Source organism: Curvibacter sp. PAE-UM, from assembly GCF_001432305.1.
Classification (GTDB): domain Bacteria; phylum Pseudomonadota; class Gammaproteobacteria; order Burkholderiales; family Burkholderiaceae_C; genus Hylemonella.
In genome coordinates this window covers 3,248,102-3,263,380 of the sequence record NZ_KQ483358.1, presented here as the reverse complement: position 1 = coordinate 3,263,380, position 15,279 = coordinate 3,248,102, and the positions used below count along the sequence as shown (strand labels likewise).

The following is a 15,279-nucleotide window of genomic DNA, read 5'->3' as shown; positions in this document are numbered from 1 at the left end:
GCTCAGGCCACCGGGCAGGGGTGGGTGGTCCGCCAGTGGCGTGCGATGTCCAGGCGGCGGGCCACCCAGACCTGCTCGTGGCCCTGGATGTAGTCCAGGAAACGCTGCAGCGCCGTGATGCGCCCGGGGCGCCCCAGCAGGCGGCAGTGCATGCCGATGCTCATCATCTTGGGCCGGTCCAGGCCCGCCGGATCACCTTCGGCATACAACGTGTCGAAGCTGTCTTTCAGATAGGCGAAAAACGGGTCGGCGTGGGAGAAGCCCTGGGGCAGCGAGAAGCGCATGTCGTTGCAGTCGAGGGTGTAGGGCACGATGAGCTGCTGCGCGTTACTGCCGTCGCTCTTGCGCACCTTCATCCAGAAGGGCAGGTCGTCGCCGTAGTAGTCGCTGTCGTATTCGAAGCCGCCGTAGTCGGCCACCAGGCGGCGTGTGTTGGGGCTGTCGCGACCGGTGTACCAGCCCAGTGCTCGTTCGCCCGTGAGCTGGCGCAGCATCTCCATGGCCTCGGCCATGTGGGCGCGCTCGATGGTTTCGTCCAGGTTCTGGTAGTGGATCCACTTCAGGCCGTGACAGGCGATCTCGTGACCCAGCGCCTTGAAGGCGGCGCAGACCTCGGGGTGGCGTTGCAGCGCTGTGGCCACGCCGAAGACGGTGAGCGGCAGTCCGCGCTGTTCAAACTCGCGCAGGATGCGCCAGACGCCCTGGCGTGAGCCGTATTCGTAGATGCCTTCCATGCTGATGTGCCGGGCCGGAAAGGCCGCCGGGTTGAACATCTCGGAGAGGAAGGTCTCGGAGGCCGCGTCGCCGTGCAGCACGGAGTTCTCGCCGCCTTCTTCGTAATTGAGCACGAACTGCACGGCGATGCGCGCGCCGCCCGGCCAGCGGGCGTGCGGCGGCGTGCGGCCGTAGCCGATCAGGTCGCGCGGGTAGGGGGCGGTGCTGTCGTAGATCATGCGAGCGCGAGCGCAATGTCGCTCGTCGGCGGCTTGCGGTCGAAGGTCAGGTTGGCCATCACGTTGTTGAGGTGTTCGTCCATCAGGCGCACGGCCAGGTCCTCGTCCTTGGCGGCCACGGCCTTGACGATCTCCACGTGCTCGTCGTTCGAATGCTCGGCCGCGCTCTTGGACTGGTAGACCAGGGTGATGAGCGCGCAGCGCGAGATCAGTTCTTCCAGCAGCTCGGCCAGCACCCGGTTGTTCATGAGCTCGGCCATGCGCACATGGAAGTCACCCAGCAATTCGTTGCGGCCGGGCACGTCGTTGCTTGCTACCGCCTTTTTTTCCTCGGCCACGTGGGCGCGCAGGGCCTTGATCTTGGCTGGCGTGGCCTGGCGCACGAAGTTGCGCACCATTTCGAGTTCCAGCATGCGCCGTACCTCGAAGACCTGCTGGGCCTCCTCCACCGACGGCGTGGCCACGAAGGCGCCGCGTGAAGGCTCGAGCCGGATCAGTCGGTTCTGGGCCAGCTGGAACAGGGCCTGGCGCACCAGGGTGCGCGAGACGCCGAAGTGGTCGCCCAGCTTCTGCTCGGCCAGCTTGGTGCCCGGGTGCAGGCGATGCTCCACGATGGCGCGTGTGAGGGTCTCGACGATGTGACGTGTGCTGGACGATTCCATGGGGAAATGATATCGCCAATCGGAAAAACTGTATACACTTTCGGTGGACTGCTACGGTCTTTCAAAAGGACGATCACCATGGGCCTCAGCACCCACGTACTCGACACCATGCATGGCTGTCCCGCCGGCGGCATGCAGGTCGCGCTTTACACCACCTCCCCCGACGGTCAGGCCCAGCTGGTGCGTCGTTTTACGCTCGACAGCAATGGCCGCAACCCCGAAGGCCTGCTCTACGACCACAGCAGCCTGAAGGCCGGAACCTACCGCCTGAGTTTCGATGTGAAGGGCTACTTCCGTGCGCGCGGCGTGGTACTGCCCGAGCCGGCGTTTCTGGACCAGGTGAACCTCGACTTCGGCGTGGCCAGACCGGAGGAGCACTACCACGTGCCCCTGCTCGTGAGCCCCTGGAGTTACTCCACCTATCGCGGGAGCTGAGATGGACGCCTACCTGCTGGACTGGGCCAACCTGCTGCTGCGCTGGCTGCACGTGATCGTGGCCATCGCCTGGATCGGCTCCTCCTTCTATTTCGTCTTCCTCGACAGCAGCCTCACGCCGCCCGAGGACGAGAAGCTGCGCAAGGATGGCGCCACCGGCGAGCTCTGGGCCGTGCACGGCGGTGGTTTCTATCACCCGGTCAAGTACGCGGTGTCGCCGCCCGTATTGCCGCCGCACCTGCACTGGTTCTACTGGGAGAGTTACAGCACGTGGCTCAGCGGCTTCGCGCTTTTCCTCATCTCCTACCTCTGGAGCCCGAGCGTCTACCTGATCGACCCGCGGGTGATGGACTGGGCGCCCTGGGCGGCGGTGACGACGGCGCTGGCCTTCCTTGTGGTGTTCTGGATTCTTTATGACCTGGCTTGCCGCTTCCTGGGCCAGGGCGAGAAGGGCGATACCAAGGTCGGCATCGCCGTGGCCCTGCTCGTGGTGCTGGCGTCCTGGCTGGCCTGCCAGCTGTTTGCCGGGCGTGCGGCCTTCCTGCTGGTGGGGGCCATGCTCGCCACCACCATGAGCGCCAACGTGGCCATGTGCATCATCCCGGGCCAGCGCAAGGTGGTGGCCGCACTCAAGGCCGGCCTGCCGGTGGACCCCATCCATGGCCAGCGCGGCAAACAACGCAGCGTGCACAACACCTATTTCACGCTGCCCGTGCTGTTTTCCATGCTGAGCAATCACTACAGCTTCACCTACGCGTCTGCGTACAACTGGGTGTTCCTGATTCTCATCATGGCCGCGGGCGCGGCCATCCGCCAGTTCTTCGTGCTGCGTCATGGCTACAAGCTGGGGCGCAACGCGCATCCCTGGCCTTACGCGGCGGCGGGTGTGGTGGTGTTGCTGGGGCTCATCGTCTGGTTGCGTCCTGCGCCGGTGTCTGCCGCCGCTGCGCCGCAGGTCGTGAACCTGGCCCAGGTTCAGGCGGTGATGGCGCAACGTTGTGTCATGTGCCATGGTGAGGCTTTGCAGTCCAAGGGGGTGCGGCTGGATACGCCGGAGGACTTGCAGAAGCATGCGCTGCAGATCTACCAGCAGGTGGTGGTGAGTCGGGTGATGCCAATGAACAATGCGACGGGGATCACTGAAGCTGAGCGCGCGGTTTTTGCGCAGTGGTTTCGGCCTGGGGGCAAGAGGGACTGATTTTCTTTGCCTTATGCCTGGGCGTGCCTGCTTTGCCGGGTCTCGCCCCGGCGGGCGACTCACTTTCTCTTGCTTCGCCAAGAGAAAGTAAGCAAAGAGAAGGCGAGCCGAAGTCAGGGCCCCTTCGGGGTACCTTGCGCTGCTCGCATCGTGCGGGGTCGGGCTAAACTCGCTGCGCTCAAACAACGCCCGCCCTGATCCGCCCGCTGCTGCGCTGCTCAGCCCTGCCACACGGCATGGGGAGCCAAACAGCCAACAGCCGGGAACCAACAACCGAACTCCACAAGGACGCGCCATGGCGCGTCCTTGTTGTTTTGGTATTGGGTCCCCACCGCCGTCATGAGGAGGCGAGTAGCACAGGACTGAGCGGAAACAGGGGCGCGCATGTTTGAGCGCAGCGAGTTTGCGCGCACCCCGCTCAGGCCGAGCAACGCAGCGTGCCCGCAGCGTAGCGGAGGGTCGACGAATCCGGCTCGCCTTTCTTTGCTTACTTTCTTTGGCGAAGCAAAGAAAGTGAGTGCGCTGTCGGGCGCATCACCCGACACCAAACCATCCGCCGGAGCGAACTAAATCAGAAAGCTCATGCGCTCTGCGAGCCACGGTGAGCCCACCCCGTCGTGTGCTTCTCGATGAAACTGAACAGCTCGTACATGGCCATGGCCATGGCGCCCACCACCAGCAAGCCGCTGAAGGCCAGGCCCATCTGCATGGCCGAGCCGGCCGAGATCAGCAGGTAGCCGATGCCTTCGTTGGCTGCGGTCATCTCGGACACCGTGGTGCCCACGAAGGCCAGGGTGATGGCCACCTTGAGCGAGCCGAAGAAATAGGGCATGGAACGCGGCAGGCCCACCTTGATGAGCACGTCCCAGCGCTTGGCGCCCAGCACGCGCAGCACGTCCTCCAGCTCGGGCTCCAGCGTGGCCAGGCCGGTGGCGATGTTGACCGTGATGGGGAAGAAGCTGATCAGGAAGGCCGTGAGGATGGCCGGGCCGATGCCGATGCCGAACCACACCACCAGGATGGGCACGAAGGCCGCCTTGGGCAGGGCGTTGAAGGCGGTCATCAGCGGGTAGACCGCGGCATAGGCCAGGCGCGAGCTGCCGATCAGGAAGCCCAGCAGCACGCCCACCACGATGGCGATGCCGAAGCCCGCCATGGTGACCCAGAAGGTGCGCCAGGCATGGCCGGCGATGACGGCCTTGTACTCCAGCGTCTGTTCCCAGATGCGCAGGGGGCTGGGGAAGATGAATTCCGAGACGTTGAAGGCCGAGGTGATGATCTGCCAGAGGATGACGATGGCGACCAGCAGCAGCAGGGGGGACCAGCGTTCGAGTTGCTTGTGGTTTTTCATGTCGGGTTCCTCACTGAGGGGTGGCCACGCCGGCCTTGCGCATGGCACCGATGTGGCCGCGCAGCTCGTGCACGATGCCGGTGAACTCGGGGGTGTAGGTGATCTCCAGGTCGCGCGGACGCGGCAGGTCGATCTCGCGCTGCACCACGAAACGGCCCGGGCCCTTGCTCATGACGTAGACCGTGTCGGCCAGGAAGACCGATTCGCGCAGATCGTGCGTGACCAGGATGACGTTGAACTTCTGCGCCTGCCAGAGGTCGCGCAGGGTGCACCAGAGCTCCTCGCGCGTGAAGGCGTCGAGCGCGCCGAAGGGCTCGTCCAGCAGCAGCATCTTGGGCTCGTGGATCAGGGCGCGGCAGATGCTGGCGCGCTGCTGCATGCCGCCCGAGAGTTCCCAGGGGAATTTTTTGGCATAGCCGCCCAGGCCCACGGTCTCCAGCAGCTTGAGCGCGCGTTCCTCAAATTCTTTGCGGCGGTCCTTGAACTGCGCACGGTAGGGCTCGACGATTTCCAGCGGCAGCAGCACGTTGTCCAGCGTGGTCCGCCAGGGCAGCAGCGAGGGTGCCTGGAAGGCCATGCCCGAGACCTTGAGCGGGCCGGTCACGGGCTGGCCGTCCACACGGATGCGGCCCATGCTGGGCATCTTCAGGCCGGTGGTCAGCTTCATGAAGGTGGACTTGCCGCAGCCCGAGGGCCCGACGATGGCGATGAACTCGCCCTGGCTCACGTTCAGGTTGATGGCCTCGACCGCGAAGTTGTTCTGGGCCAGCAACTCGTCGTTGTAGGCCAGCCAGACGTCGTCGAACTGGACGAAGGGAGGGGAGGTGGTTTCGTTGCTCATGGTGACCGCAAAAAAATGGCCAGACGATGCTGGCCATGGTTGTCAGGCAAGCATACCGCTCACTTCCTGGCCGGGGGCAGGATGTTCAGCTCGGCTGCGGTCGGCAGGAAGGAGCCGTTCCAGATGGCGCCGGCATCGACGCGGGTCTTGGTGCCGAAGGCGTCGGACACCTGCGAGGCCATCAGGGCCAGGCGGCCCGGGTTGACCTGGCCGAAACCTTCCTTGCGCGCATCGGGGCTGGCGACCACCGCGTCGATGGCCATCTGCAGGCGGCGGGTTTCCAGCGCCACATTGATGATGCCGTCACGCGCCTTGACGGTTTCGATGCCGGCGGCCGGGTTGGCCATCACTTCCTTGGCGCCCTTGGTGAAGGCCTTGAGGAAGGCCTTGATCAGCTCGGGGTTCTCCTTGATGAGCTTGGGGGTGGCGATGATGGCATTGCCATAGAGCTTCACGCCGAAATCGGCGTAGGGCATGACGACCACGTCCTCGGCCTTCACGCCGCGCGCTTCCAGGTTGAGCAGGGAGGTGAAGGAGAACCCCGTGATCGCATCGATGTCGCCGCGCACCAGCATGGTCTCGCGCAGTGGCGGGTCCATGGCGGTCCAGGCCACATTCTTCACACCGTTGGCCTTCTCGAAGATGGGGAAGGCCTTGCGGCCGGCGTCGAAGACCGGCGCGCCGAGTTTCTTGCCGCTGAGGTCGGCGGGGGTCTTGATGCCGGACTTCTTGAGTGCCAGCACGGCGGCCGGCGTGTTGTTGTAGACCATCATGACGGCCACCGGCTTGTTGGGGGCGTCCGGGTTGTTGGCGTGGAACTCCATCAGCGCGGCCATGTCGGCGAAGCCCATGTCGTAGGTGCCCGAGGCCACGCGCGTGACGGTGCCACCCGAGCCGTTGCCGCTGTCCACGGTCACGTCCAGGCCGGCGTCCTTGAAATGGCCCTTGGCGGCAGGCAGGGTGAAGAAGGCGGCCGGGCCTTCGAAGCGCCAGTCCAGCTGGAACTTGAGGGGCTTGGTCTGGGCCTGTGCGGAGGCGAAGCTGGCCGTCAGGGCGAGAGCGACGACGGTTTGGAGGAGGTGGCGCTTGGACATGGGGAGCTCCTTGGGGTTAGCTTGCCTGCAGGCAATGGGGAAAAGCAATGGCCGTCATCACGGTACTGTTGTGTTGAGCAAAAAGGGTGCCAGTTCCAGTCCCGGGTGTCTTGAGATTGAAAACATAGCTGTATACAGATTGTCTGGTCGATTCCTGCCCCAGATATTCAGATAAACCCTAAACGGTGCGCACCGGGGTGGTGCGCCGCACGCTGCTTGTGCGGTGGGCGGGCTTCATGAGGCTCGGGCGCGCCGGTCCAGCCAGCGCTGCAGGGCGCGCTGCAAATGCGGACGCAGGGGCAGGAAGAGACGGTAGGCGGCTTCGGCCAGCCAGGACAGCGGCGGCACGGCGCACAGGCGGCCCAGCCAGCGCCAGCCCGGCAGTTCGCGCCAGAGCCGCGCGAAGCCGGCCGCGCCGTGGTGCAGCCGGCCTTGCGCATCGCGCACGTGAAAGCGCCGCAGGGCAGCCTGGCAATCGAGGCCGGGGCCGAGCTCGGACGTGCGGCTCACATCGATCCACACCAGCCCGGCCGCAGCGGATGAGCGCCGGTAGAACGCGATCTCGCGTGAGCACAAAGGACAGCTGCCGTCGTAGTAGACGGTCAGGGCGGCGGATGTCGTCGTTTCAGGCATGGCGACATCATGCCGCGCCCGGCGCGCGTGGGTGGGACCGGCTGGGGACATCCGGGCCTTCATGCGGCCGCCGTGAAGGTGAAAACGCCCTCGCGCATGAGTCGCGAGAATTCGGCCTCGATCATTTCCTGGACGACCGGGATGGCCAGCTTTCCCTCGGGCTCCAGCCGGGTCGCCAGCACCAGCAGGCGGTTGAGCTGGATGCCCGTGATCTGGGACATGACGACCTCGGACGAGGTGCCGGCCTCCTTGTAGACGGAGACCGGCATGATCGTGGCCCACGGCCCCTTCTGGACCAGCGCGCGGATGGTGTCCACCGAGTCCAGCACCGCCTGCACGTTCAGCGTCTTGCCCAGCGGCAGCAATTGCCGCTCGACCAGGTCGCGGTGCAGGCTGGTCATGAGCAGGGGAATGCGGGCCAGCTGGGCGACTGACACCAGCGGCCCCATGCCCATGGAAGCGTGCGTGACGAGGGCAAACGGTTCACCGATCAGGGGTTGCAGCGAGACGGAACGGCCCACGCCCGGGTTGGTGACGACGGCCATGTCGATCATGCCGCGCTCCAGCCAGTCCAGCAGCTCCGGCGTGAACGCTTCGCGCGAGCGCAATTCCACCTCCGGCAGGGTGCGCAGGCAGTGCTCGAACAGGCCCGGCAGCAGCACCCGCGCCAGCGTGGGGGAGACACCCAGGACCACGGTGGTCTTGGTGTCGCCGGTCTTGCCGGCCAGGCGCTGGCGCACGCGCTGTGCTTCGCCGAGGATGCGCTGCGCCGACTCGTAGAAGGTGACCCCCGCCTGGGTCAGCCGCACGCCGCGCGGCATGCGGTGAAACAGCGCCACGCCCAGGTCGGCCTCCAGTTCCCGCAGCTGTCGTGTCAGGGCCGGCTGGGCAATCGAGATGGCGGCGGCGGCGGCGGTCAGGCTGCCGGCATCCGCAATGGCCACGAAGTAGCGCAGGGTTTTCAGGTTCATGTGGCAAAAATGAGGCTATCGATATCAAGATGATATGGGGTCGCGAAAAATCAGTATTGGACGCGCCGCCCCGGCCTTCCTACACTGCGGGACTTTCAGCACCCTTGAAAGCGCCCCTGTGTCGACACACCGCAGGCGCCCGGGAGCAATCCGCGCATCGATAAGCAATTGAGATTCCATGGCCAGAACAGGCGCAAACGCGGGCCCACCGTCCAGCCGCTTCATGCCCTCCAAGATTCAAAGAAAGAACGTCACTTGAAAGCGCCCAGCACCAACTTCACGCCGGTCCTGCCCGACGCCCTGCGCAACTTCATCCAGGCGGCGTTTGTCAGCCAGGGGTTCCCGCAGGCGGATGCGCTGACCATCGCCTCGCTCATGGCCGAAGCCGACCTGCAGGGCTCGGATGGCCACGGCGTCATCCGCCTTCCGATGTACATGAAGCGCATCCGCGCGGGCGGCATCAACAAGCACCCCGACATCAAGGTGGTGCGCGAGCGGCCGGGCATGGCGGTGCTCGATGGCGACAACGGCATGGGGCATCTGGTGATGTCGCGCGCGGTCGATCTGGCCATCGAGAAGGCGCGGACCTGCGGCGTGGCCTGGGTCAGCGCGCGCCACAGCAATCACGCCGGCCCGGCGTCCCTGTATGCACGCAAGCCCCTGCAGCACGACATGCTGGGCCTGTACTTTGCCGTGGGCAACGCCAACCACCTGCCGCCATGGGGCGGCACCGACATGCTGCTGTCCACCAACCCCATCGCTGCCGGCATTCCCGCTGGCGACGAGCCGCCCGTGGTGCTGGACATGGCCACCACGGTGGCGGCCTATGGCAAGGTCAAGGCCAAGGCCAAACGCGGCGAGATGATGCCCGAGGGCTGGATGATCGACCGCCAGGGCAAGCCCCTGACCGATCCCAACCGCGCCAGCGAAGGCTTCCTGCTGCCGATTGGTGACTACAAGGGCTACGGCCTGGCGCTGGTGGTCGGGCTGCTGGCCGGCACCCTGGGCGGCGCGGCCATGGGCAAGGACGTGATCGACTTCAATGCCGACCATGTCAGCGTTACCAACACCGGCCAGGCCATCCTGGTGATCGACCTGAGCGCCTTTGGCGATGTCGCCCTGTTCAAGGGCGCCGTGGACACCCTGGTCAGGGACATCCGCAGCAGCGAGCGTCTGCCCGGGGTGGAGCGCATCTGGCTGCCGGGCGAGCAGAGCCATGAGCGCCGGCAAAACTACCAGGCCGGCATCCCGATCGCCAACACCCTGGTCCAGGAACTGGCCGTGCTGGCCAAGGATCTTGGCATCGCGCCGCTGGTCCAGGAGCGTGCCGCATGATGATGAACTCCTTCAACCCGGCCACCGACACGCTGCTGGGGAAGTTCTCCATCCATGACGCGCAGGCCATCGAGAGCCGGCTGCGTGTGGCCTCCGAATCCCAGAAGGCCTGGGCCCGTCTGGACGTCCGCCAGCGCCTGCCCTACCTCCTGCAGGTCGCGGCCGCGCTGCGTCGCAAGAAGCAGGAGCTGGCGCTGCTCATCACGCAGGAGATGGGCAAGCCCCTGAGCGAATCGCTGGGCGAGGTCGAGAAGTGCGCCTGGAATTTCGAGTACTACGCCCAGCAGGGCGAGACCTTTCTGGCCGATCAGGTGGTGGCCAGCGCCGCCTCGGACAGCCGCGTGGTCTACGACCCGATCGGCCTGGTGCTGGCCGTCATGCCCTGGAACTATCCCTTCTGGCAGGTCATGCGCGCAGCGGCACCCGTTCTGGTGGGCGGCAATGGCATGGTGCTCAAGCACGCCAGCAATGTTCCGCAATGCGCGCTGGCGCTCGAGCAGGTGTTCAAGGACGCGGGCCTGCCCGAGGGCCTGTTCACCACGCTGCTGGTCGAGTCCTCCGCCGTGCGCGGGCTGATCGAGGATGAGCGCATTGCCGCGGTGACCTTCACCGGTTCCACCCCCGTGGGGCGCAGCATCGCCGCGCAGGCCGGCCAGGCGCTCAAGAAGCAGGTGCTCGAACTCGGCGGCTCCGACCCCTTCATCGTCCTCGCCGATGCCGACATCGAGGCGGCGGCCGCGGTCGCCGTCAAGGCGCGTTTTTCCAACACGGGGCAAAGCTGCATCTCGGCCAAGCGCTTCATCGTCGAGCAGTCCATTGCGGACCGCTTCGCGGAGGCTTTCGTGGCCGGCGCGCGCAAGCTCGTGGTCGGTGATCCCCTGCTGCCCGGGACCACCATCGGCTCCATGGCGCGCGGCAAACTGCGCGAGGAGCTGCATGCCCAGGTTTTGGCCTCCATCCAGGAGGGCGCCAAGGTGCTGATCGGCGGCCAGCCGGTGCCAGGGCCGGGGGCCTATTACGAGCCCACGATCCTGGACCACGTCACGCCGGCCATGACCGCCGCGCGCGAAGAGACGTTCGGCCCGGCCGCCGCCATTCTTCGCGTGGCCTCGGTCGACGAGGCGATCGCCGTGGCCAACGATAGTCCGTTCGGCCTCGGGGCTTCGCTCTGGACCGGCGACCTGGACCGCGCGCGGCAGCTGTCGCGGCGCATCGAGGCCGGCGCCGTCTTCGTGAACGGCATGGTGGCTTCCGATCCCCGCCTGCCCTTTGGCGGCACCAAACAATCCGGCTACGGTCGCGAACTCGGCCACCTGGGCCTGCACGAGTTCATGAACATCAAGACGGTCTGGACCGGACCTGCTACAAACTGAAATTGACAGCCAAGCTCAATGGAGAACACCATGACCACTGCCACACCTGCACGCACCCCCACCGTGCTCAAGCCCGACCAGATCAAGAGCCATGACCGCGGCGGCGGCGCCCGCACCACCCCGCTGGTGACACCCGCACTCGGAGCGCAGAGTTTCATCAACGGCATCACCGAGTTCGCGCCCGGCACGGCCATCCCCTTTCACAGCCACAACTGCGAAGAGAGCGTGATGCTGCTCTCGGGTAACGCCATCATGGATGTCGCAGGGCAGGCCTCGCACACGCTCAAGCCGCTGGACACCACCTGGATCCCCCCGAACGTGTCGCACCGCTTCCGCAACGTCTCGGACACCGAGCCCATGAAGATCCTCTGGATCTATGCCTCCCCGAACGCGACGCGTACCCTGACCGAAACCGGTGAAACACGGATGGTGTCGGTAGAACACAGCAAGTGATCTTCCCGAGTGTCTGGGGCGTGCGTTTTTACGCCGCTACCAGGCTGAATGCATAGACCTACAAGGAGACAAGATGATGTTGCGTAGAAACAGCCTGCGTCTGCTGGGCGGCGCCGTCCTGCTGGCTGCCATGGGCGTGGCCCTGGCCCAGGACAACTACCCCAGCAAACCGATCCGCCTGATCGTTCCGGCGTCGCCCGGTGGCGCCGCGGATTTCTTTGCCCGCATCGTCGGCCCGAAACTCGGCGAGGCGCTGGGCCAGAGCGTGGTGATCGAGAACCGCTCGGGCGCTTCGGGCACGATTGCGGCCGATATCACGGCCAAGTCCGCGGGGGACGGCTACACGGTGCTGATCGGTCAGTCGACCAGCATGGCCGTGGCCCCGCACATGTACAACAAGCTGGCCTACGACACCTTGCGTGATCTGAAGCCCGTGACGATGGTGGCCGAGGTGCCGAACATCCTGGTGGTCCACCAGAGCGTGCCGGCCAAGAATGTGCAGGAGCTGATCGCCCTGGCCAAGGCCAAGCCCGGCGCCCTCAACTACGGGTCCTCCGGCAAGGGTGCTCCCACCCACCTGGCGGGCGAGTTGTTCGAGATCGCCACGGGGACCGAGATCACCCACATCCCCTACCGGGGTGCCGGCCCCTCCGTCAATGCCCTGCTGGCCGGGGAGATCCAGCTGATGTTCGCCCCCATGGTGGCCGTGTTGCCGCATGTGCAATCCGGTCGGGTGCGGGCCCTGGCCCTCACCTCGGCCAGCCGCTCGTCGGCCGTGCCGGACGTGCCCACCCTGGCCGAATCGGGCCTCAAGGATTTCGACGTCTCCTCGTGGTTCGGTTTTTTTGTGCCGTCCAGCACGCCGACCGCCATCGTGGACAGGCTGCAGCGTGAAACCGCCAAGGTCCTCAAGGACCCCGGCGTGCTCGAACGCCTGGCCAAGGAAGGCGCCACCCCCGGGGGCAATACCTCCGCCGTTTTCACCAAGTACGTGCACGCGGAATACGCCAAATACGGAAAACTGGTGAAGGAAAAGAACATCCAGGCGGACTGACGCTGCAGCGTCTGGATTGATCCGGTATTTTTTTGAGTGCAACATGAACAAACCTGATTTGACGACCCTCCGTCCCCGCGCCGACCAGCCCATGGCGCTCAACATGAAGCTGATCTCGCACAACGAGCTGCAGGGTTTTGGCGGCATGGGCGAGGGCATCGCCATGCAGCTGGCCGACGACGGCCGGCGCATCCTGTGGATGGCGCACGAGTCGGCGCCCAAGAACTTCACCGGCGTCGATGTCACCGACCCCAAGAACCCGCGCGTGATCGTGCAGACCGAACTGCCGCACATGAAGGTGCGCTCCAACTCGCTGGATGTGGTGGGCAACATCATGGTCGTGGCCAGCCAGGTCAAGGAGCTCGGTGCCAAGCCGGCCGGCCTCAACATCTACGACATCAGCAAACCGGAAGAGCCGCGCCTGCTCTCGCACTTCGACTGCTCGGGCCCGTACTCCCGCGGTGTGCACGCGGTCTGGTTCGTGGACGGCAAGACCGTGCACATCTCCTCGGGCGCACCGGACTTCCAGCCGCGCAACCCCAAGGACGACCAGATCTACCGCATCATCGACATCTCCGATCCGACGAAACCTTACGAGAAGGGCCGCTGGTGGTACCCCGGCACGCGCGAGGGCGACGTGGCCCCGCCGCCGCCGCGCCTGCCGGCCCAGTTCGACACGGGCTTCCGCGCGCACAACACCAACGTCTTCCCGCAGCGCCCGGACCGAGCCTATGTGGGTTACATCGACGGCGGCGCCATCGTGCTCGACATCAGCAATCCGGCTGACATCAAGATGGTGTCGCACTGGAACCATTCGCCGCCCTTCAACGGCTTCACCCACACGGTGCTGCCGCTGTTCGAGCGCAACCTGTGGATCGTCTCCGACGAATGCGTGCAGGACGATGGCGCCGACTGGCCCAAGCTGGTCTGGGTGGTGGATTCGCGCACCGACGCCAACCCCCTGCCCATCGGCACCTTCCCGGCGCCGCCCTACGACACCTTCGCCAAGCGCGGCGGGCGTTTCGGTGCACACAACCTGCACGAGAACCTGCCGGTGCCCTGTTCCTTCCGTTCCGAGACGCTGTTCATCGGCACCTTCTTCAACGCCGGTGTGCGTGTCTACGACACCAGCAACCCTTATCAGGTACAGGAAGTGGCCTACTACGTGCCGCCGACACCGGCCCTGTCCCCGCGCGGCGCGGTGCAGCTCAACGACGTCTACGTCGACGACCGCAAGCTGGTCTACACGGTCGACCGCTTCAGCGGCGGGCTCTACATCCTCGAAATGAATGTCTGAGTGGTCTGCAAATTCCAGCGGGCGTGACGCGCTCGCCGGCAAGATCCCGGTCACGCTGATCACCGGTTTCCTCGGCGCGGGCAAGACCACGCTGATCAGCAAGCTCGTGCGGCACCCGGAGATGGACCGGGTGGCGGTGGTCATCAACGAGATCGGCGAGATCGGCATCGACAACGACCTGGTCAAGATGTCGACCGAGAGCGTGAGCCTGCTGGCCAACGGCTGCCTGTGCTGTTCGGTGCGCACCGATCTGCAGGACACCCTGCGCGAGCTCTTCGGCGACCGCCGCGCCGGGGTCATTCCCGACTTCGACCGCGTGATCATCGAGACCACCGGCCTGGCCGATCCCGGGCCGGTGATCCAGACGCTCTCCAGCGACACCATGCTGGGCGCGCACTACCGTCTCGATGGTGTGGTGACGCTGGTGGATGCGGTCAACGCGCGTGACCAGCTGGCGCAGCAACCGGAAGCCCAGCAGCAGATCGCCCTGGCAGACCGCATCTTCATCACCAAGAGTGACCTGGTGCCTGCCGCGAGCGTGGATGAACTCATGGCCGAGATTGCCGCGGTCAACACGCGTGCCGACATCCGCCGCTGCACCCAGGGTGAACTGCATCCCCGGGACCTGATCGGTCTGGGCCTGCAAAGCGAGCGTGCCAGCCCTGACACCCTGCGCTTCCTGGGTGAGCTGGACTCGCGCGACGACAAGGCGACCGGGGAGGAGGGCGGGTATCTGGCGGCGCGCCTGCCCGGCCGGCACCACCCTTCCGTGCGCAACCTGTCCCTGCGCTTCGAGGCGCCGTTCACCTGGCCCGCCTTTTCGGCTGCCATGGAGCTGCTGATCTCCCTGCGGGGCCAGGACATGCTGCGCGTCAAGGGCATTGTGAATGTCGAAGGGCGCCCCGTCGTCGTGCAGGGTGTGGGCCATGTGTTCCACCCGCCGGTCACGCTGGACCGCTGGCCCAGTGAAGACCAGGGCAGCCGCATCGTCTTCATCACGCGCAACATCGATGCCGACAAGATCAAGGCCCTGTTCCAGGTGGTCGGCGGGCTGGGGTCTGCCGCCTAGCAGGGGCACCTGCCGTGCTGCTTGCTACACTGACCGCATGATGTGCTTGCGCCTGCCTGAGCGCCCTGTCCGCCACCTGCTGACGGGCATGGGCTTGTGGCTCGGCCTGTTCATGCTGCCGGCGCTGGCGCAAACCGGTAGTCCCGCTGCTGTTGCCCCCGCGCACGATCCCAGCACGTCCATGCTGCCCGATGCCCCCGGCGCCGTGCCCTGGTCCGTGCTCAGTGCGGCCACCATCAAGAAGAGCCAGGGCAAGCTGGGCCCGGCCTTTCCCGAGGCCCTGCGGCCCCTGCAGGGCAAGACCGTCAAGCTGCAGGGTTACATCCTGCCCATCGAGGCCGGGCAGACCCACAGCTACTTTCTGCTCTCGGCCTGGTCACCCACCTGTCCGTTCTGCCTGTCGGCCGGGCCTGAGGCCATGGTGGAGGTGCGTGCGCGCAAGGCGGTGAAGTATTCGATCGACCCGGTCGTGGTCGAAGGGCGCCTGCTGCTGCTGGACAACGATCCCGGCGGCGTGTTTTACCGGCTGGTCGAAGCGGTGCCCGCCAGCCTTCCCTGAA

At 65.8% G+C, this 15,279-nt stretch carries 16 protein-coding genes; 9 read left to right on the top strand and 7 right to left on the bottom strand.

Annotated elements, in window-relative coordinates; translation table 11 throughout:
• Positions 1-2: 2 nt before the first annotated feature.
• The gene (gene puuE / locus AO057_RS15625; RefSeq protein ID WP_057676815.1) at positions 3-953 is read right to left on the bottom strand and encodes an allantoinase PuuE; all 951 of its coding nucleotides are present in this window, start codon (positions 951-953) and stop codon (positions 3-5) included.
• On the bottom strand, positions 950-1,615 hold the full coding sequence (locus AO057_RS15620) for a GntR family transcriptional regulator (protein WP_057676814.1): 666 nt from the start codon (positions 1,613-1,615) through the stop codon (positions 950-952). The genes puuE and AO057_RS15620 overlap by 4 nt, the downstream gene beginning before the upstream one ends.
• Before the next feature lie 78 nt (positions 1,616-1,693).
• On the opposite strand from AO057_RS15620, the gene uraH reads away from it, so the two are divergent.
• Both uraH and AO057_RS15610 read left to right on the top strand, forming a co-directional pair.
• The gene (gene uraH / locus AO057_RS15615; protein ID WP_057676813.1) at positions 1,694-2,050 is read left to right on the top strand and encodes a hydroxyisourate hydrolase; all 357 of its coding nucleotides are present in this window, start codon (positions 1,694-1,696) and stop codon (positions 2,048-2,050) included.
• A gap of 1 nt (position 2,051) precedes the next feature.
• Positions 2,052-3,248, top strand: coding sequence for a urate hydroxylase PuuD (locus AO057_RS15610; protein WP_057676812.1), 1,197 nt, complete (start codon positions 2,052-2,054; stop codon positions 3,246-3,248).
• Between the two features lie 580 nt (positions 3,249-3,828).
• Here the strand turns inward: AO057_RS15610 and AO057_RS15605 are convergent.
• The 5 genes from AO057_RS15605 to AO057_RS15585 all read right to left on the bottom strand — a co-directional run bounded on the left by AO057_RS15605 (position 3,829) and on the right by AO057_RS15585 (position 8,138).
• Positions 3,829-4,599 (bottom strand): ABC transporter permease, encoded by a 771-nt coding sequence (locus AO057_RS15605; protein WP_057676811.1) that lies wholly within the window; start codon positions 4,597-4,599, stop codon positions 3,829-3,831.
• 10 nt (positions 4,600-4,609) lie between these two features.
• A complete protein-coding gene (locus AO057_RS15600) occupies positions 4,610-5,440 on the bottom strand; it encodes an ABC transporter ATP-binding protein (protein ID WP_057676810.1) in 831 nt (276 codons plus the stop codon).
• 59 nt (positions 5,441-5,499) lie between these two features.
• Complete coding sequence (locus AO057_RS15595) at positions 5,500-6,534, bottom strand: ABC transporter substrate-binding protein (protein WP_057676809.1); 1,035 nt, start codon at positions 6,532-6,534, stop codon at positions 5,500-5,502.
• Positions 6,535-6,768: 234 nt separating this feature from the next.
• Positions 6,769-7,167, bottom strand: a complete 399-nt coding sequence (locus tag AO057_RS15590) for a thiol-disulfide oxidoreductase DCC family protein (protein WP_057676808.1) — start codon at positions 7,165-7,167, stop codon at positions 6,769-6,771.
• A gap of 59 nt (positions 7,168-7,226) precedes the next feature.
• Positions 7,227-8,138, bottom strand: coding sequence for a LysR family transcriptional regulator (locus AO057_RS15585; RefSeq protein WP_057676807.1), 912 nt, complete (start codon positions 8,136-8,138; stop codon positions 7,227-7,229).
• A gap of 255 nt (positions 8,139-8,393) precedes the next feature.
• Here AO057_RS15585 and AO057_RS15580 point away from each other — a divergent pair, with 255 nt between their 5' ends.
• The 7 genes from AO057_RS15580 to AO057_RS15550 all read left to right on the top strand — a co-directional run bounded on the left by AO057_RS15580 (position 8,394) and on the right by AO057_RS15550 (position 15,278).
• A complete protein-coding gene (locus tag AO057_RS15580; RefSeq protein ID WP_240480797.1) occupies positions 8,394-9,473 on the top strand; it encodes an Ldh family oxidoreductase in 1,080 nt (359 codons plus the stop codon).
• A complete protein-coding gene (locus AO057_RS15575; RefSeq protein ID WP_205630046.1) occupies positions 9,470-10,846 on the top strand; it encodes an NAD-dependent succinate-semialdehyde dehydrogenase in 1,377 nt (458 codons plus the stop codon). The genes AO057_RS15580 and AO057_RS15575 overlap by 4 nt, the downstream gene beginning before the upstream one ends.
• Positions 10,847-10,876: 30 nt before the next feature.
• The gene (locus AO057_RS15570) at positions 10,877-11,299 is read left to right on the top strand and encodes a cupin domain-containing protein (protein WP_057677333.1); all 423 of its coding nucleotides are present in this window, start codon (positions 10,877-10,879) and stop codon (positions 11,297-11,299) included.
• A 73-nt stretch (positions 11,300-11,372) separates the two neighbouring features.
• Positions 11,373-12,353, top strand: a complete 981-nt coding sequence (locus tag AO057_RS15565; RefSeq protein WP_057676806.1) for a Bug family tripartite tricarboxylate transporter substrate binding protein — start codon at positions 11,373-11,375, stop codon at positions 12,351-12,353.
• A 43-nt stretch (positions 12,354-12,396) separates the two neighbouring features.
• The gene (locus tag AO057_RS15560) at positions 12,397-13,650 is read left to right on the top strand and encodes an LVIVD repeat-containing protein (RefSeq protein ID WP_205630045.1); all 1,254 of its coding nucleotides are present in this window, start codon (positions 12,397-12,399) and stop codon (positions 13,648-13,650) included.
• Entirely contained in the window at positions 13,643-14,719 is a 1,077-nt protein-coding gene (locus AO057_RS15555) for a CobW family GTP-binding protein (RefSeq protein WP_057676805.1), read from the top strand. The genes AO057_RS15560 and AO057_RS15555 overlap by 8 nt, the downstream gene beginning before the upstream one ends.
• A 37-nt stretch (positions 14,720-14,756) precedes the next feature.
• On the top strand, positions 14,757-15,278 hold the full coding sequence (locus AO057_RS15550; RefSeq protein ID WP_057676804.1) for a DUF3299 domain-containing protein: 522 nt from the start codon (positions 14,757-14,759) through the stop codon (positions 15,276-15,278).
• The last annotated feature ends 1 nt before the right edge of the window (position 15,279 follow it).

Bases quoted from the DNA above. Each gene is read 5' to 3' on its own strand.
- puuE (WP_057676815.1), bottom strand. From the start codon at position 953: ATGATCTACGACAGCACCGCCCCCTACCCGCGCGACCTGATCGGCTAC.
- AO057_RS15620 (WP_057676814.1), bottom strand. From the start codon at position 1,615: ATGGAATCGTCCAGCACACGTCACATCGTCGAGACCCTCACACGCGCC.
- uraH (WP_057676813.1), top strand. From the start codon at position 1,694: ATGGGCCTCAGCACCCACGTACTCGACACCATGCATGGCTGTCCCGCC.
- AO057_RS15610 (WP_057676812.1), top strand. From the start codon at position 2,052: ATGGACGCCTACCTGCTGGACTGGGCCAACCTGCTGCTGCGCTGGCTG.
- AO057_RS15605 (WP_057676811.1), bottom strand. From the start codon at position 4,599: ATGAAAAACCACAAGCAACTCGAACGCTGGTCCCCCCTGCTGCTGCTG.
- AO057_RS15600 (WP_057676810.1), bottom strand. From the start codon at position 5,440: ATGAGCAACGAAACCACCTCCCCTCCCTTCGTCCAGTTCGACGACGTC.
- AO057_RS15595 (WP_057676809.1), bottom strand. From the start codon at position 6,534: ATGTCCAAGCGCCACCTCCTCCAAACCGTCGTCGCTCTCGCCCTGACG.
- AO057_RS15590 (WP_057676808.1), bottom strand. From the start codon at position 7,167: ATGCCTGAAACGACGACATCCGCCGCCCTGACCGTCTACTACGACGGC.
- AO057_RS15585 (WP_057676807.1), bottom strand. From the start codon at position 8,138: ATGAACCTGAAAACCCTGCGCTACTTCGTGGCCATTGCGGATGCCGGC.
- AO057_RS15575 (WP_205630046.1), top strand. From the start codon at position 9,470: ATGATGATGAACTCCTTCAACCCGGCCACCGACACGCTGCTGGGGAAG.
- AO057_RS15570 (WP_057677333.1), top strand. From the start codon at position 10,877: ATGACCACTGCCACACCTGCACGCACCCCCACCGTGCTCAAGCCCGAC.
- AO057_RS15565 (WP_057676806.1), top strand. From the start codon at position 11,373: ATGATGTTGCGTAGAAACAGCCTGCGTCTGCTGGGCGGCGCCGTCCTG.
- AO057_RS15560 (WP_205630045.1), top strand. From the start codon at position 12,397: ATGAACAAACCTGATTTGACGACCCTCCGTCCCCGCGCCGACCAGCCC.
- AO057_RS15555 (WP_057676805.1), top strand. From the start codon at position 13,643: ATGTCTGAGTGGTCTGCAAATTCCAGCGGGCGTGACGCGCTCGCCGGC.
- AO057_RS15550 (WP_057676804.1), top strand. From the start codon at position 14,757: ATGATGTGCTTGCGCCTGCCTGAGCGCCCTGTCCGCCACCTGCTGACG.